Source organism: Streptomyces yaizuensis, assembly GCF_034961445.1.
Taxonomy (GTDB): Bacteria; Actinomycetota; Actinomycetes; order Streptomycetales; family Streptomycetaceae; genus Streptomyces; species Streptomyces yaizuensis.
In genome coordinates, this window is the sequence record NZ_BSBI01000003.1 from 434141 (window position 1) to 457571 (window position 23431).

Annotated in this window: 16 protein-coding genes and 1 pseudogene; 5 read left to right on the forward strand and 12 right to left on the reverse strand. The window is 74.3% G+C overall.

The genetic code is table 11. From position 1 onward, the window contains the following. The 6 genes and pseudogenes from SYYSPA8_RS10200 to ligD form a co-directional block, all read right to left on the reverse strand. Positions 1 to 1353 carry a HAMP domain-containing sensor histidine kinase gene (locus SYYSPA8_RS10200; protein WP_323446923.1) on the reverse strand — a complete coding sequence of 451 codons (1353 nt, stop codon included), beginning with the start codon at positions 1351 to 1353 and terminating at the stop codon, positions 1 to 3. A gap of 77 nt (positions 1354 to 1430) precedes the next feature. Beyond that, positions 1431 to 2156, reverse strand: a complete 726-nt coding sequence (locus SYYSPA8_RS10205; protein ID WP_323446704.1) for a hypothetical protein — start codon at positions 2154 to 2156, stop codon at positions 1431 to 1433. Between the two features lie 156 nt (positions 2157 to 2312). Further along, a complete protein-coding gene (locus tag SYYSPA8_RS10210; protein WP_323446705.1) occupies positions 2313 to 2672 on the reverse strand; it encodes a zinc-ribbon domain-containing protein in 360 nt (119 codons plus the stop codon). Positions 2673 to 5140: 2468 nt separating this feature from the next. Beyond that, positions 5141 to 5809, reverse strand: a pseudogene (locus SYYSPA8_RS38325) (hypothetical protein); the annotation flags it as partial. 1367 nt (positions 5810 to 7176) lie between these two features. Continuing rightward, a complete protein-coding gene (locus SYYSPA8_RS10220) occupies positions 7177 to 8076 on the reverse strand; it encodes an ATP-dependent DNA ligase (RefSeq protein WP_323446707.1) in 900 nt (299 codons plus the stop codon). A 44-nt stretch (positions 8077 to 8120) separates the two neighbouring features. Next, positions 8121 to 9011: a non-homologous end-joining DNA ligase gene (gene ligD / locus SYYSPA8_RS10225; protein WP_323446708.1), complete on the reverse strand. Its 891-nt coding sequence runs from the start codon at positions 9009 to 9011 to the stop codon at positions 8121 to 8123. Between the two features lie 49 nt (positions 9012 to 9060). On the opposite strand from ligD, the gene ku reads away from it, so the two are divergent. Beyond that, positions 9061 to 10263: a non-homologous end joining protein Ku gene (ku, locus tag SYYSPA8_RS10230; RefSeq protein WP_323446709.1), complete on the forward strand. Its 1203-nt coding sequence runs from the start codon at positions 9061 to 9063 to the stop codon at positions 10261 to 10263. Positions 10264 to 10490: 227 nt separating this feature from the next. After that, positions 10491 to 11588 (forward strand): flavin-containing monooxygenase, encoded by a 1098-nt coding sequence (locus SYYSPA8_RS10235; protein WP_323446710.1) that lies wholly within the window; start codon positions 10491 to 10493, stop codon positions 11586 to 11588. 261 nt (positions 11589 to 11849) lie between these two features. On the opposite strand, the gene SYYSPA8_RS10240 is transcribed toward SYYSPA8_RS10235, so the two are convergent. The 3 genes from SYYSPA8_RS10240 to SYYSPA8_RS10250 all read right to left on the reverse strand — a co-directional run bounded on the left by SYYSPA8_RS10240 (position 11850) and on the right by SYYSPA8_RS10250 (position 16477). Beyond that, positions 11850 to 15230 (reverse strand): S8 family peptidase, encoded by a 3381-nt coding sequence (locus SYYSPA8_RS10240; protein WP_323446711.1) that lies wholly within the window; start codon positions 15228 to 15230, stop codon positions 11850 to 11852. Positions 15231 to 15566: 336 nt separating this feature from the next. Further along, entirely contained in the window at positions 15567 to 16208 is a 642-nt protein-coding gene (locus tag SYYSPA8_RS10245) for a hypothetical protein (protein ID WP_323446712.1), read from the reverse strand. Next, positions 16205 to 16477: a hypothetical protein gene (locus SYYSPA8_RS10250; RefSeq protein WP_323446713.1), complete on the reverse strand. Its 273-nt coding sequence runs from the start codon at positions 16475 to 16477 to the stop codon at positions 16205 to 16207. Before SYYSPA8_RS10250 ends, SYYSPA8_RS10245 begins: the two co-directional genes overlap by 4 nt. Before the next feature lie 131 nt (positions 16478 to 16608). Here SYYSPA8_RS10250 and SYYSPA8_RS10255 point away from each other — a divergent pair, with 131 nt between their 5' ends. The 3 genes from SYYSPA8_RS10255 (at position 16609) to SYYSPA8_RS10265 (ending at position 19022) form a co-directional block, all read left to right on the forward strand. After that, positions 16609 to 17610, forward strand: a complete 1002-nt coding sequence (locus SYYSPA8_RS10255; RefSeq protein ID WP_323446714.1) for a DUF1996 domain-containing protein — start codon at positions 16609 to 16611, stop codon at positions 17608 to 17610. A gap of 123 nt (positions 17611 to 17733) precedes the next feature. Next, on the forward strand, positions 17734 to 18300 hold the full coding sequence (locus tag SYYSPA8_RS10260; RefSeq protein ID WP_323446715.1) for a sigma-70 family RNA polymerase sigma factor: 567 nt from the start codon (positions 17734 to 17736) through the stop codon (positions 18298 to 18300). Continuing rightward, the gene (locus SYYSPA8_RS10265; protein ID WP_323446716.1) at positions 18297 to 19022 is read left to right on the forward strand and encodes a zf-HC2 domain-containing protein; all 726 of its coding nucleotides are present in this window, start codon (positions 18297 to 18299) and stop codon (positions 19020 to 19022) included. The genes SYYSPA8_RS10260 and SYYSPA8_RS10265 overlap by 4 nt, the downstream gene beginning before the upstream one ends. A 173-nt stretch (positions 19023 to 19195) precedes the next feature. On the opposite strand, the gene SYYSPA8_RS10270 is transcribed toward SYYSPA8_RS10265, so the two are convergent. The 3 genes from SYYSPA8_RS10270 to SYYSPA8_RS10280 form a co-directional block, all read right to left on the reverse strand. Continuing rightward, complete coding sequence (locus SYYSPA8_RS10270; RefSeq protein ID WP_323446717.1) at positions 19196 to 19804, reverse strand: sigma-70 family RNA polymerase sigma factor; 609 nt, start codon at positions 19802 to 19804, stop codon at positions 19196 to 19198. A 443-nt stretch (positions 19805 to 20247) separates the two neighbouring features. Then, positions 20248 to 21441, reverse strand: a complete 1194-nt coding sequence (locus SYYSPA8_RS10275) for a cytochrome P450 (protein WP_323446718.1) — start codon at positions 21439 to 21441, stop codon at positions 20248 to 20250. A 190-nt stretch (positions 21442 to 21631) separates the two neighbouring features. After that, positions 21632 to 23329: a DUF6119 family protein gene (locus SYYSPA8_RS10280; RefSeq protein ID WP_323446719.1), complete on the reverse strand. Its 1698-nt coding sequence runs from the start codon at positions 23327 to 23329 to the stop codon at positions 21632 to 21634. Positions 23330 to 23431 lie beyond the last annotated feature (102 nt).

Here is a 23431-nt window from a genome sequence, read left to right on the forward strand (position 1 = left end):
TCAGGGGGTGGCGGCGGACGCCGACGGGGGCGGCGCGTCCTCCCGCGAGGGCACGGGCCCCGGCAGCTCCAGCCGGGCCACCGCGCCGCCGCCCCCGGCCGCGTCCCCCGCCGCGTTCCGGAACCGCAGCTCCGCGCCGATCACCGCCGCCTGCCCCAGGGCGATCGTCAGCCCCAGGCCGTGGCCCTTGGACCGGCCGCCCTCGGTACGGAACCGGGCCGGGCCGTGCTCCAGCAGATACGCCGGGAAGCCGGGGCCCCGGTCCGTCACCGTCACCACGGGGCCGTCCACGGTCAGCACCACCGGATCGGCGCCGTGCCGGTGGGCGTTGGCCACCAGATTCCCGAGCACGCGCTCCAGCCGCCGCCGGTCGGTCTCCACGGTGGCGTCCCGCACCACCCGCACCTCGGTCCCGGTGCCGAAGGCCCGCACCACCCGCTCGGCCACCTCGCCCAGCCGGTGCAGATCCAGATCCACCGTCTCGCTCCCCGCGTCCAGCCGGGAGATCTCCAGCAGATCCTCGGTCAGCGCGCGCATGGCCCGGACCCGGTCGCGGACCAGCTCCGCCGGGCGGCCCTCCGGCAGCAGCTCGGCCGCCGCCGTCAGACCCGTCAGCGGGGTCCGCAGCTCGTGCGCCACATCGGCGGTGAAACGCTGCTCGCTGAGCAGCTTCCCCTGGAGCGTGGCGGCCATCGTGTCGAGCGCGCCGGAGACCGTGGCCACCTCGTCCAGGGGGCGGCTGGGGTCGCTGGTGCGCGGATCGTTGACCCGGGCGTCCAGGTCGCCCGCGCCGATCCGCCGGGCCACCTGCGCGGTCAGATGGAGCCGGCGGGTGACCCGGGTCACCGCGAACGCCCCCACCAGCAGCGTCGCCGCGATCGCCAGCACCGACGAGCCGACGATCGCCCGGTCGAGACCGTTGATGGTGCGGGCGCCCTGCGAGTGGTCGATCCGCACGGCGAGCGCCCGGCCGTCCGCCGGGCCCGCCGCCCACATGGTGGGGCGGCCGGCGAGGGTGTTCATCATGGTGCCGCTCTCGCCGCCGACCGCGAGCCGCCGCAGCGACGCGGGCAGGCCCGCCGGATCGACCTCGGCGTACGAGGGCAGCGGCTCGCCCGCCTCGTACGCCCGGGCCGCCTCGCCCAGCTTGTCCAGCGCCTTCTCCCGGGCCTGGTCCACGGTCTGCGTGGTCACCGCCGCGTGCACCAGCGCACCGAGCAGCGCGGCGAGACCGCAGCACATGACGGTGATGAAGAGGGCGGCCTTCCAGGGGAGGGTGGCCGTCCAGCGGGGGCGGCGCAGCCGGTACGAGCGATACGAGCGATACGAGCGGTACGAGGACGTCCGGCGCATCCGGGGGGAGGCTCCGCGCGGGCGGGAGAACGGGCGGGAGAACGGGCGGGGGAACGGCCGGGAGAACGGGCGGCGGATCATCCGGCCGTCTCCCGCGCCGGGGACGGCCGGCCGCTCTCCGGCAGCGGCTTGACCCGGACGATCTCGTCACGGGCCTGGAGCATCGCCCCGTGGGTCTCGTCCCACGACCAGGCCGTGCGGTACTCGTACCCGGGGATGCCCGCCGACACCGAGTGCAGGACGAGGTCCCGGCCCGCCAGCTCGATCCGGACCATCTGGTCGGACGTGGCCATGATCCGGGTCAGCCCGCCCCTGCCGTCGGGCATGTAGCAGCGTACGGCGGTCTGCTGCTCGGGCATGGTGACGCCGACGATCAGCTCCTCGCGCCCGTCGCCGGTCAGATCGCGGTAGTACGGCGCGAGCACCGGGCACGTCCGCGGCGTCCGGGGCTTCTTCGTACAGCCGGGCAGGGCCTGCACGGTCTCCATGTAGAGCCCGGCGATCCCGGAGTGCTCGTGCGGGGACGCGCCCTCCTCCGCCCGCAGCACCGCCACCGGGTCCAGCGCGCGCACCCCGCCGGCGGGCACCTCGATCCCCGGCACCCGGGCGGTGTCCACCTCGCCGTAGTCGTACGGGGGAGAGGTGACCGGCGGCAGTCCGGGCCAGAGCCTGACCGGGCCGCCGGCCTCCTCGGCGGGGCCCGCGCTGACCAGCTTGCCCGGGTCGCCGCAGCCCGCGAGCAGCAGGCCCGCGACGGCCAGCGGCAGCGCGCGGCGGAGCGGTCGGTGGCGGCGTGCGGGCAACGTTCTCCTCGCGGGACGGACGGTCGGTGGATGCTTCCACCCTATTCGCAGGAAGGTTTCGTCCCGGCCGCCGCCCGGTCGCCGGTCCTGCGCCGTGTGTGCCGGGCCCGCCGCGGGACCGGCACGGACCGGTCGCGAACGGGCCCCGCGGCCGGATCAGTGCTGGTAGGGGTTGCGCGGCTGCTGTCCCGCCGATCCCTGGCCGTACGCTCCGCCCTGTCCGCCGAGGCCGGCCGGTCCGGCCTGGGCCGCGCCCGGGGCGGAGGGCATGCCGAGGCCCGCCGCGTTCTGCGCCAGCAGCTGATCGGCCTGCTCGGCGGTGAGCTTCGTCTCGGCGGCGCAGAACGTGCACTGCGTCCCGTACTTCGTGGAGACCGCGAACAGCGGCACGAAGAACAGCGTGAACTTGGTGACCCGCTTGCGCAGGGTGTGCGCCGACGGGTTGCCGCACGCCCCGCACACCAGGGTCAGGATCGCCAGCTGGTGCAGATACCCCTTGGTACCGAAAATGATCATGAGGTGGGCCTCTCCCCGGTCTCGCCGGTCTCCCTCGTCCGCCCGGTGCTCCCGGACTTCCCTGACGTGCCGGTACTCCCGTTGCTCCCGGTCTTTCCGGCGCTGCCGGGCCGTACGGCCTTCCCGTCGTTCCCGCGCCGGCCGGTCCTGTCGGTCCTGTCGGGTGCCCGGCCGGTCTCCCCGGCCTCTGCCCCCGTCCCGGAAACGGTTCCGGACCCGTTCCCGTTCCCGCTCTCCTTCCCGGCGTCGGCGTCGGCGTCGGAGTCGGGGGCGGTCAGCGCGCGCCGGCAGAGCCCCAGCAGCCGTTCGTCCCTCACGATGTCATGACTGCCGTAGCCGCCGTCCATGGCGTTGTGCCGGCGGACCCGCGCCAGCTCGTCCCGGACCAGCTGCTCCGCGCCCTCGGCCCGCCCCGCCACCGGCGGCCCGTCCGCCGCGACGGACCCGGGCGCGTCCGCCGACGGCTCCGCGAGCCGCTCGGCCGTGGGCACCCGCGTGAACGGCAGCGCGTCCCACGCCGCCCGCAGCACCGGCCACCCCGGCTCCGGGTCGCCCGTCACCCGCCAGAGCGCCAGCGCCGCGTCCACCCGCGTCCCCGGGTCCCCCGCCCGCAGCGCGATCCGCAGCTCGGGCTCCGCCTCCCAGGCCACCGGGCCCATCGACCCCAGCACCCCGGCCGCCGCCCGCCGGGCCCCGGACTCCGACACGAGCGTCGCCCGCAGCACCGGCAGCACCGCCCCCGCGTCCCCCGCCACCGCCCACAGCGCCCCGGCCGTCTTCACCGTGAACGCCGCCGCGTGCCCGCCGGGCCGCCCGGCGTCCGCGAGCAGCGCCCGCAGCTCCCCGGCCGCCTCCCGGGCGGCCGGGCCGAAGGCCGTCAGCGCCCCCAGCGCCAGCTCCACCACCCACTCCCTGCGGTACTCGGGCGCATCCCGCAGCACCCGCAGCACCTCGGGCAGGGCCTCCGCCGCGCCCAGCGCCGTCAGCCCGTACAGCAGCGGGCCCGCCGTGTCGTAGAGCCGGTCGTCCAGCTCCGTCCCCGCCAGCCGGGCCCGCAGCGCCGGTATCAGCGGGGCCGCCGCCGGGCCCAGATGGTCCAGGACGTAGCCCAGGTCGTGCGGGGCCCGGGGCAGCTCCAGGATCCGGGCCAGTACCGGCACCGCCCGCGCGTCACCCGCGCGCGCCAGCGCCGTGACCGCCGCGCCCAGCGTCCGGGGCCCGCTGGCCCACTCCTGCACCCAGGAGCCGGGATCGGCAGCGGCGAACTCCGCCAGCGCGTCCGCCGCCGGGGCCGCCAGCGTGAACAGCTCCCCGAGCGCGGCCGCCGCCGCGTCCGCGAGCCTCGGTTCCCCGTCCGCCAGCTGCTCCCCGATCAGCGCCACCAGCTCGCCGTACTCGCCCCGCCGGGTCCGCAGCAGCGCGCTGCTCATCCGTACGGCGTCGATCCGCTGGCCCCGGTCCGGGCTGCACAGCTGGTCCGCCAGGAGCGCGGTCCGGTCGGCGACCCGGTCGCCGAGGCCGGTGTGGAGCGTCCGCAGCAGATCCCCGGTCCACAGGGCGTGGGGGCCCGTGCCCGTCCGGTCGTCGTCCGCGTGCGTCCCGTACACCGCGCAGGAGCCGTACGTACCGGACGAGACGTGTGCGCCGTGTGCGCCGGAAGGGCCGGTCTCCAGCGGGCCGGTCTCCGGCGGGTCGGCCGGCTCCGCGCGCAGCTCCCGGAGCAGACCCGTCACCCCGGGCACCACGTCGTCGGGGAGCGCGTGCGGGGCGCACCGGGCGAGCTGGGCGAGGGCCGAGAGCCGCAGCCCGGCGTCGTACACCGCCGGCCGCGCGGGATCCGTGCGTCCCACCCCGCCCGCCGGGGTGCCGCCGGCTTCCCCGGGGGGTGTCCCGGCGGGGTCGTCTCCGCGCGTCGACCCGTACGCGGGAAGGGCCCCCGCGATCGGGTCCCGGGGGCCGCCGGGCGACGGCAGCGCGTTGAGAACGGGCCGCCCGGAGCCGATCGGACCGATGTCGACCGGAGCGATGTCGGCCGGACCGATGTCGACCGGAGCGATGTCGGCCGGACCGGAGTCGGCCGGACCGGTCGCGCGCGGCTCGTCCCCGCCGCCCGCCGTCCCGTCGTCGTTCTCCTCGCCGTCGCTTTCCGTGTCGTCCCCGCTGTCCGTGCGGTCCATGGGATCCGTGTCCCAGAGGGCGGCGAGACCCGGAACGCCCAGGCCGTCCGGTCCGCCCCGGTGACCCGCCCCGTCCGGTCGCTCGTACAGCTGGTGGGGGCTGTACGGGTCGTCGGGGTCGTAGAGGTCCCCGGGGAGCCGGTCGTGCCCCGGTTCCCCCGGCGGCGGCCTGTCCCAGAGGTCCGTGAGGCGGGTGAGGTCGGTGAGGTCCGCCAGGTCCGGTGACCCGGGGACGCACCACGGATCGACGACGCCCCAGCCCTCCGCCGCGTACCGCCCCTCCCAGGGGCCGCCCGGGAGCGACGGCGACCGCCGGGCCGCCGCGTCCGCCGCCGACCCCGTCGCGTACCGCACCCGGGCCAGCTCGACCAGCCACTCCACCACTTCCGCCGCCAGCCAGGCGTGCCGCAGCGCGATCCGCCCCGCCGCCTCCACGCAGGCGAACCGGACCTCGGGATCGGACTCGGCGCCCAGCCGGTCCCGCAACAGCCCCAGCACCAGCTCCGGTTCGCTGTGCAGGGTCGCCAGCGCCAGCGGCACCGTGAGCCGCACCCCCCGGTCGCCCGCGTCGAGCAGCCCGAGGAAGACGTCCGCGCCGGCCGTCACCGCCGAGGCCGCCATCGCGTAGTTGGCGGCGAACTCGAACTCCTCGTCCTCCGGATCCAGCTCGTCGTCGCCGTCCAGGTCGATACCGCCGATGCTGGTCAGCAACTCCACTATCCCGCCGCGATCCTGGACCGCCGGATCGGCCACCAGCTCCAGCAGGAACGGTATGCACGCGAGGGTGGAGTCGTAGACGTCCCCCTGGTGGTGCACCGCTCCGTACATTCCGTCGAGAGCCGCCTCGCGCTCCACCGCGTCCGCGGACGCCAGCCCGCGCAGCAACTCGGGAACGTCGTCCGCCGGACCGTAGGCATGCCCCAGCGTGGCCCAGTCGACCTCGTCGATTCCCCCGAACACGCCGCCCCCTCCCGAGATACGTGCGACACGCGCATGCCCCCGAAACCTGCGCGGGAACCACGCGCTTGGGGAGAGTGTGCACCACCGTCCGGACATCGCGGGGATATTGCCCGGAAGGCCATGGGCCTGTTCGCGCGGTCGTGTCCGAGGGGTCACGAACGGGGTGTGACCGCACGGCGACACTGCGAGTCGCACCGCCCCGGGAGGGAAAGCGTTTTCCGGCTGCAAGTGCGCACGCCGGGCGGCCGTCGCGGTGCCGGGTACGCACGGTGTGACGGTCCCGGCGGCGTCCGGGCGGTCGAGGGCGCCGGGCGGGGGAGCGGTGTCGACAGTGGCTGGATCTGGTTGGTCGATGTATCTCTTCGACGGGAGCAGGCGGCCGCTCGGACACCCGGTCCCACCGGGGAGTTCACCCTCGGGTCGGCGCCCGTGCCGACGGCCGCCGACCGCGCCGCCGGGCGGCGGCCCCGACCAATTCGACGGCGCCGGATGGCGCGTTCTCCACCTGGTGGCGCTGCGTTGCGGCGGCCGTACGGACCGTGGTGGCCGACCTGCCGCCGGGGCCGGCCGGGGGTGGCGGCACCGGGGGGCGCGCCGCCGTTCCCGACCGCGCCGACCGGCCGCGACGAGCCCGTTCCGGTGCCGTGCCGCAACCGCCGCCGGGCCGGTCCGGCGTCCCGCGCGCCCGCGACGGTGGTCCGCCCGGCCCTCGTCGTGGCGGGGCCGGTCACGGTGACGGCGCCGTGGACCCCGGTGACGTCCTCGCCCTGCGGACAACGGCGTCGGCGTATCGGCCACTTCGGCGGGGTGCGCAAACCGGCCGAAGTCGTGGCCCTCCGTACGACGGCCCGCGATCGGCGCACCCGGCTGCGCGGCTGACCCGGCCGCCGCACCGCTCCCAGCGATCCCCACAGGCCCGGCCGGGCCTCCCGGACCCACCGGCCTCAGGGGCCCCGGGGCCCGGTCCGTACGCCGCCGACCGGGCCGTCCGGGCCGTCCGGACTCCGGAGGCCCGAAAGCCCGAAGGCTCGAAGGCTCGAAGGTCCGACCGCAGCCGCGCCGAGCCGTCCGACCGCCGCCGTACGTGCCCGGGCCCGGTCAGCCGTCCACACTCGGCCGTGCCCAGTCGCCCGACCAACCGTGCTCAGCCGTCCGTACCCAGCCGTGCGCACTCAGCCACGCCGAGCCGCCCGACCGCCGCGCCCAGCCGTCCGTACCGCCGCCGTCCGCACTCAGCTGTCCGGCCGCAGTCGCGCCGAGCCGTCCGTACCCAGCCGTCCGGCCGAAGTCGTCCGACCGCAGTCGTGCTCAGCCGTCCGACCGGAGCCGGCCCAGCCGTCCGCGCTCAGCCGTACCGTCCCGCCCGGTCAGCCGTCCGACCGCAGCCGGACAAACCTCGCTGTCTCGTGCCGCCCCGGCACCTCGCGCAGCTCCACCGGCAGCGGCTCCGTCAGCAGCCGCGCCGCGCCCGCACCCGACTCCGCACCGGACCCCGCCCCTTGGCCGCCGGGCCGCGCCAGCCGCCCGGCCACCGCGTCGGCGAGCTGCCGCGCCTGTACGGCGGTGAGCGCCGCCACCCGGATCTCGCGCCCGTCGCCGAGGCGCACCAGCAGCGCCCCGGGCCGCCGCTCGGGCCCGAAGACGCCGACGAGGACGCCGTCCACCGTGTCCGCGTGGCGGATCTTGCGCCAGGCCCAGGTGGGACCGGCCCGGTACGGCGACGCCAGGGCCTTCGCCACGATCCCCTCCACCCCCGCGTCCCGCAGCTCGCGGAACCAGAGCCGGGCCGTCTCCTCGTCCGTCGTCGCGAGCACCCGTTCCAGCGGCGGCCCGGTGTCCCGCAGCGCCGCCCCGAGCAGCTCCCAGCGCTCGCGCAGCGGCAGCGGCCGTACGTCCCGGCCCGGCACGGCGAGCACGTCGAAGGCGATGTACGAGAGGGCCGTCCCGGACCGCTCCCGGTCGGCGCGCGACCGCAGCAGGTCGCCGAAGCTGAGCCGCCCGTCGCGGTAGGCGCACAGCTCCCCGTCGAGCACGAGACCCGCCGGCAGGACGCTCCCGAGGTGCGCGGCGATCCGGGGGAACTCCGGGCCCAGCGCCCGCCCCGAACGGGACTGGAGGAAGACCCCGCCGTCCGCCCCGACGAAGGCGAGCGCCCGGAAGCCGTCCAGCTTGACCGAGTACTGCGTGCCGCCGGGCAGCCCGTCCGGAGGGGGGATGCTCTCCGCGCGGCGCGGGCGCATGACCCCGAGCGGCGGCCGCAGCGGCACCTCCCCGAATCCTTCCCCGACTCCCTCTCCCTCCCCGGGCCCGTTCACGGCAGCGGCGGCCGGGCCCGGCCGGGGTCGGTGAGCGGGGCCAGCAGCTCCCCGTACCGGTCGAGACGGTCCGCGAGATCGCCCATCAGGACCATCGGCACCGGCCCACCATCGGCGGCGTCCGCGACCTCCTCCCAGGTCAGCGGGGCGGAGACGGTCGGCAGCGCACGGGCCCTGAGGGTGTAGGGGGCGGCCGTGGTCTTGGCGGCCGCGTTCTGGCTGTGGTCCACGAAGACCTTCCCCGGCCGCAGCGCCCTCGTCATCCGGTGCAGCACCAGCCGGGGCAGCGCGGCCTCTCCCGCGACGGCCAGCCCCTTCGCGTACGCCGACACCCGGGCCGACGGCGTGGGCGCGACCGGTACGAGCAGATGCAGCCCCTTGGCGCCCGAGGTCTTCGCGTACGCGTCGAGACCGTCCGCCGCCAGCCGCTCCCGCAGCCACAGCGCGACCGCGCAGCACTCGGCGACCCCGGCGGGCGGGCCCGGGTCGAGATCGAGGACCAGCCGGTCGGCGACGGCGGGCGCGTGCGCCGTCCACTGCGGGGTGTGGAACTCCACCACCAGATTGGCCGCCCACATCAGCGAGGGCAGATCGTCCACCACGACCTGGCGCGCGCCCGGGTCGTCCGTGTGCGGCACCGGGGCCGTCCGCACCCACGCCGGGGTGCCGGGCGGCGGGTTCTTGGTGAAGAAGAGCTGCCCGCCGGGGCCGTCCGGGTAGCGCAGGAAGGAGACCGGCCGGTCGCGCAGATGGGGCAGGAGCGCCCCGGCCGTGACCGCGTAGTAGTGCAGGATCTCGCCCTTGGTGGTGCCCGTGGCGGGGTGGATGACCTTGTCGAGATTGCTCAGCGGCAGCCGCCGCCCCGCCACCTCTGTGATCGGCGTCATACGATAAGAATTCCATGAAAGCCGCATATCGGGACGGAGTGGTCTGACGGTGCGATCCATCTGGAACGGCGCGATCTCCTTCGGCCTGGTCAGCATCCCGATCAAGCTGGTCAACGCCACCGAGAGCCATACGGTCTCCTTCCGCCAGGTCCACACCGCCGACGGGGGCCGGATCCGCTACCGCAAGGTGTGCGAGCTGGAGGAGAAGGAGGTCCCGGCGGCCGAGATCGGCAAGGGGTACGAGGAGGCCGACGGGTCGATCATCCCGATCACGGACGAGGACCTGGCCCGGCTGCCCCTGCCGACGGCGAAGACGATCGAGATCGTGGCCTTCGTCCCGGCGTCGGAGATCGACCCGCTCCAGATGGACGCGGCGTACTACCTCTCCGCCGACGGCGTCCCCGCCGCCAAGCCCTACACCCTGCTGCGCGAGGCGCTGAAGCGGAGCCGGAAGGTGGCGGTGGCGAAGTTCGCGCTGCGGGGGCGGGAGCGGCTGGGGATGCTCCGGGTCGTGGACGACGTGATCGCCATGCACGGGCTGCTCTGGCCGGACGAGATCCGCCGCCCGGAGGGGGTGGCCCCGCAGACCGAGGTGACCGTGCGCGACGCCGAGCTGGATCTCGCGGACGCGCTGATGGACACCCTGGGCGAGGTCGACATCGAGTCGCTGCGCGACGACTACCGCGAGGCCGTGGAGGCCATGATCGCGGCGAAGGCGGAGGGCGGCGTGCCGGCCGAACCGGCGGGCGGTGGGGGCGGCGGCGGTCAGGTCATCGATCTGATGGCGGCGCTGGAGAACAGCGTGAAGGCGGCGCGGGACGCCCGCGCCGGGGCCGGGGCCGGGGGCGAGCGGGCGGAACTGGCCGGGGTGACCCACCTGGAGACACGCAAGAAGGCCCCGGCGCGGACGGCGCGGACGGCGGGGACCGCGAAGGCCGCGGGCAAGGCGCCGAAGGGGCAGAAGACGGCGTCCGCCGGGGCGAAGGGGACCGCACCCGCCCGGAAGTCCACCGCGCGGACGGCGAAGGCCACCGGGATGCCGAAGTCCGGCGCCAAGGACACCACCGCCCGGAAGTCGACCGCCAAGGCGGCCAGGGCAGCCACGGCAACCACGGCAACCACGGCGGCCACGGCGAAGAAGGCCGCAGGCAAGAAGACGGCCACGGCCACGGCGAAGACGACTGCGAAGACGACTGCGACTGCGACTGCTGCGAAGAAGACCGCGGGGTCGCGCAAGCGCGCGTCGGCCTGACGGAGCCGGGACATCGGACCAGCCGTACGGGGGTGGAATCGCCGCGTCCGCCGGACCTGCCACAGGGCCCTGGAATTCCGGCCGAAAGCTGTTGGACCGCGCTCGACTCCGTTTGATTCCGTGGAATTCCCGGGGCTCCCCCTTCCGGCGCGCCCCCGGGCGGGCCTCCGTACGACCGGCGGAGCCCCACGACGGAAGAGCACCCCCACAGCAGAACGGAGCGCGGTATGGACACGGCGATCATCATCGGTGGTGGTCAGGGCGGCCTCGGTACGGCCTTCGCCCTCCGGAATCAGGGCTTCCGCCCCCTCGTCCTGGAGGCCGGCACCGAACCCGTCGGATCCTGGCCCCACTACTACGACAGCCTGGTCGCCTTCACCCCCGTGTGCTTCTTCTCCCTCCCCGGCCTCCCGTTCCCGGGCGACCCCTCCCACTTCCCGGCCCGTGACGAGGTCGTCGCCTATCTCCGCAGGTACGCCTCCCTCCTGGACTGCGAGATCCGCACCGGGACCCGGGTCCTCTCCGTCGTCGCCGACCCCGACGGCTATGTGGTCACCACCGAGGACGGAACACGGCTGCACGCCCCGGTCGTGGTGGCCGCCACTGGCACTTTCGGCCATCCGCACCGGCCCGCCCTCGGCCTCGGCCGTTACACGGGCACCGTGCTGCACTCCTGTGGGTACCGCTCGCCCGAACCCTTCGCCGGGCAGCGGGTCGTGGTGGTCGGCTCCGGCACCTCCGCCGTCCAGATAGCCCGTGAGCTGTCCGGGACGGCGCGCACCACGATCGCGAGCCGGCGGCCGATCCGGTTCGGCTCCACCCGCTTCCGGGCCGACAGCGCGCGCTACTGGCGGTTCTTCGGGATGGTCGGGCGGCTCCCCGTCGGCCCGGCGCTGCCGCGGCTGTCCGAGTTACGACTCGTCGTCGACTACAGCGGCGCCCAGCGCCGGGCCGTCGAGGAGGGCCGGCCGGACCGGCGCCCGATGTTCACCGGCGGCGAGGGCCGCGAACTGCGCTGGTCCGACGGGACCCGCGAGATGGTGGACGCCGTCGTACTGGCCACCGGGTACCGCCCGGCGCTGGAGTATCTGCGGCCGCTGGGCGCGCTGCGCGCCGACGGCACACCCCGCCAGCGGCACGGCCTGTCGACCAGCCACCCCGGCCTCGCCTACATCGGCGTCGAGGGACAGCACACCCTGTTCTCGGACGCGCTGAACGGGGTCGGCCCGGACGCCCGGCACATCGCCCGCGCGCTGCGCCGCCGCGTCGCCCGCAGGGAACCGGCCCTGCGCCGCCGTACCGCGTCCCCGGCGCTCCCGGGCTGAGAGGCATGCGGCACGAGCCATGCGGCATGGGTCATGGGCCATGGGTCATGCGGAAACGGCCGTACGGGAAAGGGCCCACGGCGAAGGGGGCCCACGGCGAAGGGGGCCCACGGCGAAAGGGGCCCACGGCGAAAGGGGTCCACGGCGAAAGGGGTTCACGGCGAAAGGGGCCGACGGCGAAGGAGCCCACGGCAAAGGGGGCGGCCCGCCGGAACCGTGGTCCCGGCGGGCCGCCCCCTCACCGCTGCCCGCCCCGGTCCGTCACCGGCCGAGGTAGGCGTTGTGGATCGTCACCGACCCGGTGTTGCCCCGCTTGTCGGTGACCTTGCCGCGCAGCGTGACGCCCTTGCCCTTCGCCGGGTTGCGCAGGTCCACCGCGCCCCCCTTGACGGTGAGCTTCCGCCAGGTCCTGCCCCCGTCGTAGGAGGCCTCGGCCGTCAGCGAACGGAGGTTCGCGCCCGCCGCCGGTCCCTGGACGGTGAGCGTGACCTTCTGCGTGACGCCCGCCGGGGCCGTGCTGTCCAGCCCCACCCGCGCGCCGAAACGGACGGAGGAGAGCGGCTGCATCACCGCATCCGTCGGGTCCTTCGCCGCCTGCGAGCGGAAGGTCCACCGGCCCTCGACCCGGCTGCTGGCCGCCGCGACCTTCGCGCTGCGGCTGACGGACGTCGTCAGCGTGTAGTCCGCCGCGCCCGCCGGCACCCGGAACGCCACCTTCCCGTCGAGGGGCTGCGCGGCCTCGCCGGTCTTCCTGCCGTTCCGGTGGAGCGTGCTCCGGGCGGCGGTCCAGGTGCCCCACCCGTTGTGGCCCCGGGCGTCGGTGAAGAGCGGCAGCCCGCCGTAGAGGGTGTTGTTCTCGCGGTACACCCCCAGCTCACTGGTGATCAGCGGCTGGACGACCCCGGTGTTGAACGTGTCCTCGTACGTCTTGCCCGGCCGGTAGCGGACGGCCCTTTCGTTGGCGTACACGAGGTCCGCCTCGGGGAACCCGTCCACCACGGCCCCGCTGAGCTGCCCGTAGAGCGAGGACCAGAGGGTGCCACGGGTGGAGAGGTGGAAGGTGTGGGTGAACGGCAGCTTCCGGACGACGGGTCGGGGCTCGTCCACGGAGCCGCCGGGGGCGAAGCTCCAGACGTTCACCAGACCCCGCTTGCCGCCGGGCACCCGCGCGGACGAGCCCGCGTTCACCTTCAGCGTGGCCAGCTCGGCCGGCCGGTAGGGGCGCGTGAGACCGGTCGGGAACCGGTCCGACGGATCCTCGGTCCGCGCCACGCGGTACTCGGTGCTCTGCCCCTTCAGCCACTGGCCGGCGTAGGAGAAGCGGACCGAGCCCGGGGTGCTCCCCGGACCCTGGTGGGCGGTGCGGACGCCGGTGAAGCCGGCGAGGCGGTACTCGGAGAACAGGTAGTGCTCGCCGATGGCCCCCTCGAAGGCGAAGTCCAGGGCGGCGCCCACCGGGGCGGCGGCCGGGTCCGGCACGGTGATGTCGAGGGGCTTCGCCGTCCGCGCGTCGACCGTGATCGTCTGGTCCTTGTGGGCGGTCAGCCGCGGGCGGACCAGGATGTCGTAGCCGCGGGTGGAGTCCTCCGGATCGACCGTGAACCGGGATTCGAGGTGGTAGAGGCCCCGGGGCAGCCGGACCGTGGTGGTACCGGAGGCGTCCTGGGCGGTGTACCTCGTCTCGGAGTCGCCGCTACGGGGGACGAGCAGGCTCGCGCCGATCGGGGACGGGGCGCCGTCGCGGCCGATGTGCCGGACGGTGATGTCGTACGACTCGACCTCCCGGTCCACGGACAGCGCGGTACGGACGCTCTGCCCGGCGCCGGAGCCCGTGCCGGTCGCGGTCACGACGGCCGCGTAGTGGCCGTCGAGGGAGCCGCCGATCCGGGTGTCGGCCGTGACGCCGACGGAGGCGGTGCCCCGCGCGGGCACGGTCACCGTCCGCGCCCCCAGGGTGAAGAAGCCGGCGGGCGCGGGCTTGCCCCGGGGCCCGGTGGCGGTGATCCCCAGGGTGTAGGTGACGGCCCGGTCGCCGAGGTTGCGGTAGGTCACCTGCCGGGTCACGGGAGTGTCGTCGGTGTGGGGCCACCGCTGGAGCGGGAAGGCCGCCGACGGCGGGTCGGCGATCACGCTCTGCCGGACGGCCCGGTCCACGGCTATCCGGCCCGTCCCCTCCTGGAAGGCGGTGTACCGGCCGCCCTGGGCGGAGGCGGTGAGCACGGCCTTCAGCTCCCGGGCGGACAGGCCCGGGTGGCGCTGCTTGAGCAGGGCGGCGGCACCGGCCGCGTGGGGCGCGGCCATCGACGTACCGGACAGGGTGACGTAGCCGGCGGGCTTCTCGCCCTCCTCGTCGGCGACGACACTGCCGGCCGCGGACGCCGCCGTGATGTCCACCCCGGGGGCGGTCACATCGGGCTTCAGCCCGCCGTCGCCGACGCGCGGACCCCTGCTGGAGAAGCCGGCCAGCCGGTCCAGGCCGTCGACGGCGCCCACGGTCAGCGCCTCCTGGGCGCTGCCGGGCGTGCCGACCGTGCCGGCGCCCGAACCCTCGTTGCCCGCCGCTATCGCGAAGAGGACGTCCTTCTCCCGGGTGACCCGGTCGACGTGGGTCTCCAGCGGGTCGGAGCCGGGGGTGTCGGTGCCGCCGAGGCTCAGATTGACGATCCGCGCGCCCCGGGCGACCGCCCAGTCGATACCGGCGATGATGCCGGAATCCATGCCGAAGCCCTCGTCGTCCAGCACCTTGGCGTTGAGGATCCGGGCCCCGGGGGCGACGCCCTTGTACGTGCCGCCCGCCCGGGCGCCGCTGCCCGCCGCGATGGAGGCGACGTGCGTGCCGTGGCCGTCCCGGTCCCTGGCGTCGCGGGACTCGGAGAAGTTCTTCGCGGCGGTGACCCGGCCCTTGAGGTCGGGGTGGCCGCCGTCGACACCGGTGTCCAGGACGGCGATGGTGACGCCCTTGCCGTCGTAGCCCGACTTCCACACCTTCGGGGCGCCGATCTGCGCGGTGCTCCGGTCGAGTGCGGCCCGGTGGACACCGTCCAGCCAGACGCGGGCGATGCCCGGCGCGGCCGTCCGCGGGCCCCGCTCGCCACCGCGGGTCAGGGCCTGCCACAGCCCGGTGGTGCCCCGGGTGGTGACGGCGTCCGCGTTCAGGGAGACCAGCCGCAGCGGCGCCCCGGTGCCGTCGGCCCGGTCCACGGCGGCGCGGGCGGCCCGCGCGGTGCCCCGGTAGCCGACGATGACCTTGAGGCCGTCCCGGTAGGCGCGGCGGCTGGGGGCCTTCGCCAGCTCCGTGACGTCGAACAGCCGCTGGTCGAGCGTGCCGTCGGCGAGCAGCGGGGCCGCGTCCTCGGGGACCACCAGGGTGCGGCCCCTGGCGGTCCGCACCTGGAAGGGCACCTTCTCCCGGCCCTCCGCGCGGACGATCCGCCGCACCCGGCCGTCCGCGCCGACGGTGACCCGGTCACCGGTGATGAGCGCGACCTCGTGGCCGGGCCGCTGCCCCGGGGCCTGGGCGGCCGCCCGCGCGGAAGCCGTACCGTCCGTGGCGGCGCCGCCGGAGGGCCCGTCCACCGCCGATGCCGGGCCGGTCATGCCCGCGGCGAGCGCCACCGCGGCCGCCACGGCGACCGTGGGCACGCACGCCCTCTTCAGTTGTCTGCGCAAGTCTCCCCCTGGAGATGAGCGGGAACGGCGGACGGGACGGCCCGCCCGGCCGGGAGTGCGACAGTCGGTCCGATGTGCGCTTCCCCCGGGGTCGCAGTATGCCGGGGGGCATCAGGGGGCTCAACGCGTGCACGTGATGCGGGAGGTGTCCGGGGCCGCTCCGCGACGGCCCCGGGACCGTCCTGCGACGGCCCCTGACACCTGTTCGGTCGGTGCCTGCTCCTGACACCTGTTCGGTGGTGCGTGCTCCTGAGCCCTGTTCGGCGGTGCGTGCTCCTGACGCCTGCCCCTGACGCCTGTGACACCTGCTCAGCCGGCGGCCTGGGGACCCGCCGCCCGTTCCTCCTCGAACGCGAAGGTCGCGGTGATCGCGTCGAAGACGTCGTACAACTGCTCGGCCAGCGCCAGATTGGGGCTGAAGCAGGTCACCACCATCGCCCTGGACGAACCCGGCACCGGTATCACCGTATGCATCACCAGGAGCTTGTAGCCCGCCCCGTCGACCAGCTCGCTCTCCTCCACCCCCACCAGCCGCCCGACCTGGCCGACCGAGGGCAGCGTCCGGGTGGAGAACGTCCGGGCGGTCCCCGAGCCCCGCCGCCGCTTCCCGGTCGCGCTGAACCGCTTCGCCAGCTCACGCGCCGAATAGGTCTCCCCCTGCGGCGGGGTCACGCTGAACACCATGACCCCGGCCATCAGCAGCCCGTCCTCGTACAGGGACGTGGTGCCCGCCGCGTACAGGGCCCCCTGCCGTCGCGCGCCCTCCAGGATTCTCCGCGCGTTGCGGAACGCCTCGTTGATCTGCTCGCGCCCCCGCGGGTCGGGTGCGGTACGGAGCATGCCCGCCCGGATCGGCGTGAGGCTGTCGCCCGAGAGGTCGTACCGCACCCAGCTGTCCGGGATGCCGATCGCGAAGGACCGGGGCGGACCGGCCATGTCGCTCGCGCTCATGTCTTCCTTCCGCTCCCGTCCCCGGCGGGCGCGTCACCGAATTCCCGGCCCACGTCCCTGGACTTCATGAGTTCCGTGCAATTGCAGATGGCGATGCGAAGGCGGTCGTCCCTTCTTTTCCGGTCGGTCGGGAGACCCGGGCGCGCCCGTGGTGGGCCGACGGTGGCGACGTCAAATCCCGACGCCTTGGTTTCGCTGAGATCCAGCACTCTTCCCAGGAGCGTTCCCGCGCGCTTCACCCCATCCCCCGGGACATCGATCTCGGCCATCGGACCCTCCTGTGTGCGGCTGACGAAAACGACGGGAGATCCTCCCGTCATGCCCCCCGCACGGATCAGAAGCATGGATGGTTCAACGGGTTGATATTGAAGATGCCGGTCGCGACTGGGATTCTGGCGATGTGGTGAAGCGATCCCGGCCGCGTCATATCGCGTTGACACCATCGGCCCCGTTGCTGGTGATCTTCTGTCTCTCGCTGGTCATCGGCGGGATCGTCACCGTGCGTTCGACCGGCCACGCGGCGACGCCGTACGCGGCGAACCGCATCGACGCGGCCGACATTCCCAGGATTCCGCACCCGCCCCGGCCGGGCGCCGACGCCTCTTACGGATCCTTGACGCAGGACTGCGGCCGCAATGAGAAAGGCCACTACAACGCGGACAATATGGTGACCTCGCCCGGTCTGGTCGGCGGCGCCCACCACACACACGAGTACGTGGGCAATGTATCCACCGATGCCCGTTCCACCGACCGAAGTCTGGCGGCCGCCGCCACCACCTGCGCGGGCGGCGACCTTTCCCCGTACTACTGGCCCGTGCTGCGCCGGCTGGACCGAAAGGGAGCGGACCGGCACGCCCACGGCGGCGGCAGTGACGGCAATACCGGTGAGATCCTGCCGCCCGCCTCCGTGAAAATCGAATTCCTGGGCAATCCCGTCGCGAAGGTCGTCCCCATGCCCCGCTTTCTCCGGCTGGTCACCGGCGACCCGGTGGCGGCGACCACGAACGACGAACGGGTACGGGCCCAGTGGGGCTGCACGGGCCGGCCGGACCGGGCGGGCCGCCACTACCCGCGCTGCCCGGCCGGCAGCGGGCCCACCCGTACGCTGGAGTTCCCCAGTTGCTGGAACGGGCTCCACACGGACAGCCCCGATCACCGCGCCCACGCCGTCTTCCCCGCGCCGTCCGGGCTCTGCCCGCCCGCGACCTTCCCGGTGCCCAGGCTGCGGGTCACCCTCGCCTACCGGCTGCCCCACGGCGTGCCGTACGCGATCGACTCGTTCCCCGAACAGAAGCGCCACCCCAAGACCGACCACGCGTTCTTCGTCAACGTGATGCCGGAGCAGCGGCTCGCGCGGATCGCCCGGTGCGTCAACGAGGGCCGCCGCTGCGGGCCGCGCTGACCGCGCACCTCCCCGTATCCGACGATCCGGGTCCTGTTCCCGCCATCCCCGCCGCGCCGTTGAACCGGCGCCCGCCACCACCCGTGTTCAGCGCGTCGGACCGGCACAGGACGGAGTGGGCGGATGGCGGCACTGTGGTCCCGCACCCGGCAGAGGACCAACGACGAAGTACTCATCAGGGCGCTGTACGAGGAACACGGCAGAGCCCTGCTCGCGTACGCCCAGCGGCTGACCGGGGACCGCAGCGCCGCCGAGGACATCGTCCAGGAGACCCTGATCCGGGCCTGGCGGCACCCCGAGGCCCTGGTCAACGGCAAGGGGTCGGTCCGCGGCTGGCTGCTCACCGTCGCCCGGAACATCGTCACGGACCGCTTCCGCGCCCGGGCGGCCCGCCCCACCGAGGTCGCCGAATCCCCGGCCAACGGCCCCGTCGAGCAGGACCACGCCGAGGCGGTGGTCGACTCGATGGTCGTCATGGAGGCCCTGGACCGGCTCTCGCCCGACCACCGGGACGTCCTGATGGAGATCTACTTCCAGGGGCGCACCGTCGCGGAGACGGCACAGGCCCTGGGCATCCCGGCGGGCACGGTCAAGTCCCGTTCGCACTACGCCCTGAAGGCCCTGAGAGAGCTGTACACCGAGAACCCCGGCACAGCGCGGCTGACCGTGGTGAAGGGAGCGGCGGCGTGAGCGCCCAGCGGCACGACAGCGGACTTCTCGGCGCCTACGTCCTCGGCGTCCTCGACCCGGACGAGTCGCGCGCCGTGGAGGAGCACCTGGCCGGCTGCACCGGTTGCCGTACGGAGGCGGGGGAGCTGAGGCGGCTGAAGGCCTCCCTCGGCGAGGTGCCGCCCGAGGCGTTCCTCGACGGCCCGCCGGACGGCGGCGACCTGCTGCTCCAGCGCACCCTGCGGCAGGTCCGCGAGGAACGGCGCACGGCCGAGTGGCGGCGGCGGTCCGCCCAGTGGGCCGTCGCGGTGGTCGCGGCGGCCGCCGTGCTCGCGGGCGGCCTGATCGCCGGCCGCTCCCTGGACGACAGCGGCGGCGCCCCGCCCGGCGCGGGATCCGTGACGACGGTGACGCCGACCCCGCCCCCGCCGCCCGAGGGGATCGCCGTCGCGTCGGCCCGCGACCCCCGTACCGGGGCGCGGCTCGTGGTGCGCGTGACCCCGGCGCACGCGTGGGTACGGATCGACGCGGCCGTCACCGGGATCCCGGCGGGGGAGCTGTGCCGGCTGGTCGTGGTCTCCCGCGACGGGGAACGGAAGGTGGCGGGCGGCTGGCGCGCGGGCGGCGCGGAGAAGGGCGCCGCGCTCGACGGCTCGGCGGCGGTGCCGCGGGAGGAGGTGGCGGCGGTGGTGGTGGAGAACGAGGAGGGCCGGGCGTTTGTGACGGCGAGGATCGGCACTTGAGGGGTGGGGGCGGAGCGGCGGTCGGATGGTGGAGCAGTGCTCAGGTTGCAGGGCAGCGATCGCGTGGTGGAGCAGTGCTCGGGTTGTAGGGCATTGCTCGGGTTGTAGGGCAGTGCTCGGGTGGTGGAGCAGCGGTCGGGTCGTGGAGCAGCGCTCGGGTCGTGGACTGTCGCTCAGGGGGTGACGCCCTGCTTCTCCAGCTCGGCCCGCATGACCCGCAGCCCGTAGTGGAGACGGGACTTCACCGTCCCGGGCGGTACGCCGGTGCTGTCGGCGACCTCGTTGATGGTGCGCCGGTACAGGTACACCTCGGTGATGACCCGCCGGTGCGCGCTGGTGAGCTTGGCCATCGCGTCCAGGACGACGATCCGTGACAGGACCTGGTTGGTGCCGTCGGGCACCGTGAAGAAACCGGGGTCGCCGGCGGAGACCTCGACCTCCCTGGGCCGGCAGTCCCGCCGCCGCCGGTCGTTGATGACGATCCGGCGGGCCACGGTCGCCAGCCACGGCAGCAGCGTGCGATCGCCGCCGTCGTCCTCCCGGCGGAGCTGATGGGCGTGGCGCCAGGCCCGGAAGAAGGTCTCCTGCACCACGTCCTCGGCCCAGTGCCGGTCCCCGCCGGTGAACCGCAGCACCACCGACAGGAGCACCTTCCCGTAGGCGGCGTGCACCTCGCGCAGGGTCTCGTGGGACGCGGCGGGCACGGGACGGTCCGCGGGGCACTGCCGGGCGCGTGCCCCGGCGACGACGGCGTCCGGGGTTCTTTCATGTACGAGGGTCACGGCCGCCTCCCTTCCGCCCCGCCGCCGAACGGGCCACGGCGACCGCGCCGGTGGACACGTACGTGGTGGTGCGTACGGGTACGGAATGCCGATCCGAGCTGCGCAGAGCCGGTCACGTGACGCCCCCGATTCCCTCACGACCACCGCCCCGGAAGGGCTTTCGCAGGGAACGCGGGGACGGTGACGTGTCTCCCCACCGCATTCCACGTGCGCTGGAGCGGAGCCCCGCGGGACGGGCCGCGCGCACGCGAGCGGCCTGTTCGCGGACGCTCGTACCAGTCTGCCGCAACCGGCTTGACCCCCGCTGGAGGCGGAGGGGTCCCGGCCGCGGCGCACGGGAGCCGTGCCGGAGCGACCACCGCCCGGGGGCGCGCGGGAGTCCGCTCCGGCGCGGCAGCCGTCCGCTGCGGGTGTGCTCCACCGGCCCCGGCGCCCGGCCGTGGCTACCAGTCCACGTACAGCTCCTTCAGACCGCAGACCAGCCGGTCGTGGCGCCAGGGCAGCGCGTTCAGGTCGGTGGCCACCGGGCGCAGCCGGGGAAAGCGGCGGAGCAGACCCGTGAGGGTCACCTCCAGCTCGATCCGCGCCAGTGCGGACCCCAGGCAGGCGTGCGGCCCGTAACCGAAGGTGACGTGCCCGACGGGCGGCCGGAGTATGTCGAAGCGGTCCGGGTCGGGGAAGCGGGCGGGGTCGCGGTTGGCGGCGTACGGCAGCGGCATCACCCCCTCGCCCTCGCGGATCGTCACCCCGCCCAGCTCGACGTCCTCGCGGGCCACGAGGATCAGGAAGAAGCTGCCCTGCGGCTGGTGGCGCAGGATCTCCTCCACGGCGCCCCGGATCAGCCCCGGGTCGTCCCGCAGCGCGGCCAGCTGCTCCGGGTGCTGGAACAGCCGCCACATCCCGGCCCCGATGGTGTTGACGGTGGTCTCGTAGCCGCCGACGAGCACGGTCTGCGCGAGCCGGGCGACCTCGCCGTCGGTCAGCGGGACGCCGTCCTCCTCGGCGGCCGTCAGCCAGCCGCTGATGACATCGTCCCCACGGACCTCCCGCCGGGCCGCGATCAGCTCGCCGAAGCACCGCTGGATCCCGGCACGGGCCGCGTCGGCCTCCTCCTCACTGACACCGAGGACGGTCACGAGGGTGTCCGACAGCCCGGCGAACCGCGGCCGGTCCGCCTCCGGCACGGCGAGCAGGTCGGCGATCACCGTGATCGGCAGCGGATACGCGAGCCCCGCCACCAGATCCGCCGGCGCCCCGGACGCCTCCATGGCGTCCAGATACCCGTCGGTCAACTCCTGCACCCGCTCCCGCAACGCCTCGATCCGCCGCGGCGTGAAGGGCCGCGCCGCCAGCCGCCGCAGCTCCAGATGGGCCGACCCGTCGCTCTGCAACGTCCTGGCCACCCGAACGGGCCCACCGGGCACCCCGGCCGACCCCACGCGGGGATCCCCTTCCTTCAACTCCCGCGAGAAGACCGGCTGCGCCAACGCGGCGCGCACCTCCTCGTACCCGGTCACCAGCCACACGACGCTGCCACTGGGCAGCCGCACCCGCGCGACGGGCCCCTCGGGCAACGCGTGCGGCTCCCCTGCGAAGCCGTGGGAGGGATAGTCGGGCACGGTCTGCTGCGTCTGCATCGGGCCTCCTTCTCCTGCCCGCACCCACGGCGCGGGGGTGCGCACGGTTCACGCGTACGAGCGAACCGGGCACGGTACGAGCACGGGAGGAGGCCAGTACGAGGCGCGAGGCGATCACGTGCAGGGCCGCACGGTCCCCGACGCATGGTGGAGCGGGCAGCCACCCACAGTTTGCGGGTACGTGTACGGGTCACGGATGTGGCGCGAGCACCGGCGTCCGGGACGGAATGCCGGCCACCGCCACCTCGATGCCCTGGGCCCGCAGGGCACGGGCCGCCTGTAGCAGGGACACCTGGGCGAAGGTGAACAGGTTCTCCGTCGTCAGAGCCTTGCCGCTCTTGAGTGAGATGGCGTACACGACCCTCCTCGGGGTGAACCCGTCATCCACGGGATGACCCGGGCGCCGTTCCCGCACCCGCCGGACGAACTCGGTGCGTGCTTCCGGATCGAAGCGCAAAGCGTCGGCGGAGATCCTGCCCTGGGCGAAAAGGTGGCTCAGCGGTGCCGAGGAAGCGGCCCGCTTCACGTGGACCAGGGTCCCGTCCTCCGCGAGCAGGTCGGCGGCCTCGAAACCGTGCGGGTGCTGGGTCGTCCTGATCAGCCGGCGGTCCAGGCAGACGTAACCCTGCTTCGCCGCCTCCAGGTTGTAGTCCTCCTCCGTCGCGAGGTCGGTCGTCCAGGTCGGCAGTGGACAGTCGGCCGGAGTGGTGAGGAGGGTGCCGACCTCGCTCCGGATGCCCTCCAGGTACTGGTCCCCGATCTCGAACCAGCGTCCCTCGTGATGGAAGTAACGGCTGGCGCCGAGGGGGATCTCAGCCGTGATCCACTTGTGGGCCTTCACCTGTGCGCTCACCGGATCGGTGCCCTCCTCGTCCCGGTGCATCTGTATGTAGCCCGCCTGCAGGGCTCCGAGGCGTCGGCCGGGCGGGATGCCGTCGAGCAGCTCCAGAATGTCGTCGAGCGCCGGAGAAGCCATGACACGGCGGACGGGTCCGACCTTCACCCGGTAGGAGAGAGCGGCGTCCTCCTGGTCCAGGCAGGCTGCGGGAACGGCCAGAGCCAGCGATCCGGTGTCAGCCGAGGAGCCCAGCAGATCGTCGAGACGGGCCTCCAGAGTGCTGCGCCGCGGGTCTCCGCCCTTGAGCGGCCGAACGCGGGCGATGGCCTCGAACTCAGGCGCGGGAGAGCGGCGGGCAAGGATTGCCCGGACCTGTGTGAGGTCGTCGACCAGGTCCCCCGGCTGCGCACCGAGATGGATCTTCAGGGCGTCCGTGCCGGCTACCTGAGCCGTTCGGCGGCTGTGTTTCCCGACCGTGAGCTCCGTCGAGCCCAGGGTGCCGACGAGTCGGCTCACGACCTCTCCGTATTCCTCGATCGGGAACGCGCGGATGTGCTGGCCTTGGGCGGCCGAGCTCCGGTCCGTGCGGCCTCTGGCATCCATCAGGCTGTGTGTGACCTGCCGGATGGCGTCGGGCTGTGCCGCGCGCAGCACGAAGTCGAAGCCGAAGCCGGGGGAGATCCTGCTCTGGTCGAGCAGAAGGTGCCCCATGCCGAAGGTGAGGGCGAAGACGTCGCCGGCGACAGGAAGAAGCAGGGCGCACGCCGACGTGTGGTTCTCCACGGACGGCCTTCGCCCGGTGAGGGTGTGGACAGCAGAGATCCAGTCGGGCGGCCGGTGGAGGCCGATCACACCATGGCAGAGGAGTGCGGGGGTGTTCCCGGTTGTCACGTCCTCGACGACGAATGCGTGGTCGCGCTCGTACCTGGCGTTGAGCGCCGCGCGCAGGTCCGCAGGGGACGTGCCCGTGTCCCGGAGCAGGTAGAGAGTGCTGCGCCGGGTTTTGGAAGCAGTGACAGGGCTGTGGACGGCAGGCGGGCCGAGCGGCATGGGAACTCCTGGGGCAGCGACGGAATCTGGTGCCAACAGTCCCCAGTAGACGTGCACGTGAAAGCAGTGTCAAATATGTTTTGCGGTTTGGGTTGTGGTGTA

Excerpts from the sequence above, each read along its gene's own strand:
- SYYSPA8_RS10280 (WP_323446719.1), bottom strand. The coding sequence starts at position 23,329 with ATGCCGCTCGGCCCGCCTGCCGTCCACAGCCCTGTCACTGCTTCCAAA.
- SYYSPA8_RS10200 (WP_323446923.1), bottom strand. The coding sequence starts at position 1,353 with ATGCGCCGGACGTCCTCGTACCGCTCGTATCGCTCGTATCGCTCGTAC.
- SYYSPA8_RS10245 (WP_323446712.1), bottom strand. The coding sequence starts at position 16,208 with ATGAGCGCGAGCGACATGGCCGGTCCGCCCCGGTCCTTCGCGATCGGC.
- ligD (WP_323446708.1), bottom strand. The coding sequence starts at position 9,011 with ATGACGCCGATCACAGAGGTGGCGGGGCGGCGGCTGCCGCTGAGCAAT.
- SYYSPA8_RS10210 (WP_323446705.1), bottom strand. The coding sequence starts at position 2,672 with ATGATCATTTTCGGTACCAAGGGGTATCTGCACCAGCTGGCGATCCTG.
- SYYSPA8_RS10260 (WP_323446715.1), top strand. The coding sequence starts at position 17,734 with ATGGCGGCACTGTGGTCCCGCACCCGGCAGAGGACCAACGACGAAGTA.
- SYYSPA8_RS10250 (WP_323446713.1), bottom strand. The coding sequence starts at position 16,477 with ATGGCCGAGATCGATGTCCCGGGGGATGGGGTGAAGCGCGCGGGAACG.
- SYYSPA8_RS10275 (WP_323446718.1), bottom strand. The coding sequence starts at position 21,441 with ATGCAGACGCAGCAGACCGTGCCCGACTATCCCTCCCACGGCTTCGCA.
- SYYSPA8_RS10235 (WP_323446710.1), top strand. The coding sequence starts at position 10,491 with ATGGACACGGCGATCATCATCGGTGGTGGTCAGGGCGGCCTCGGTACG.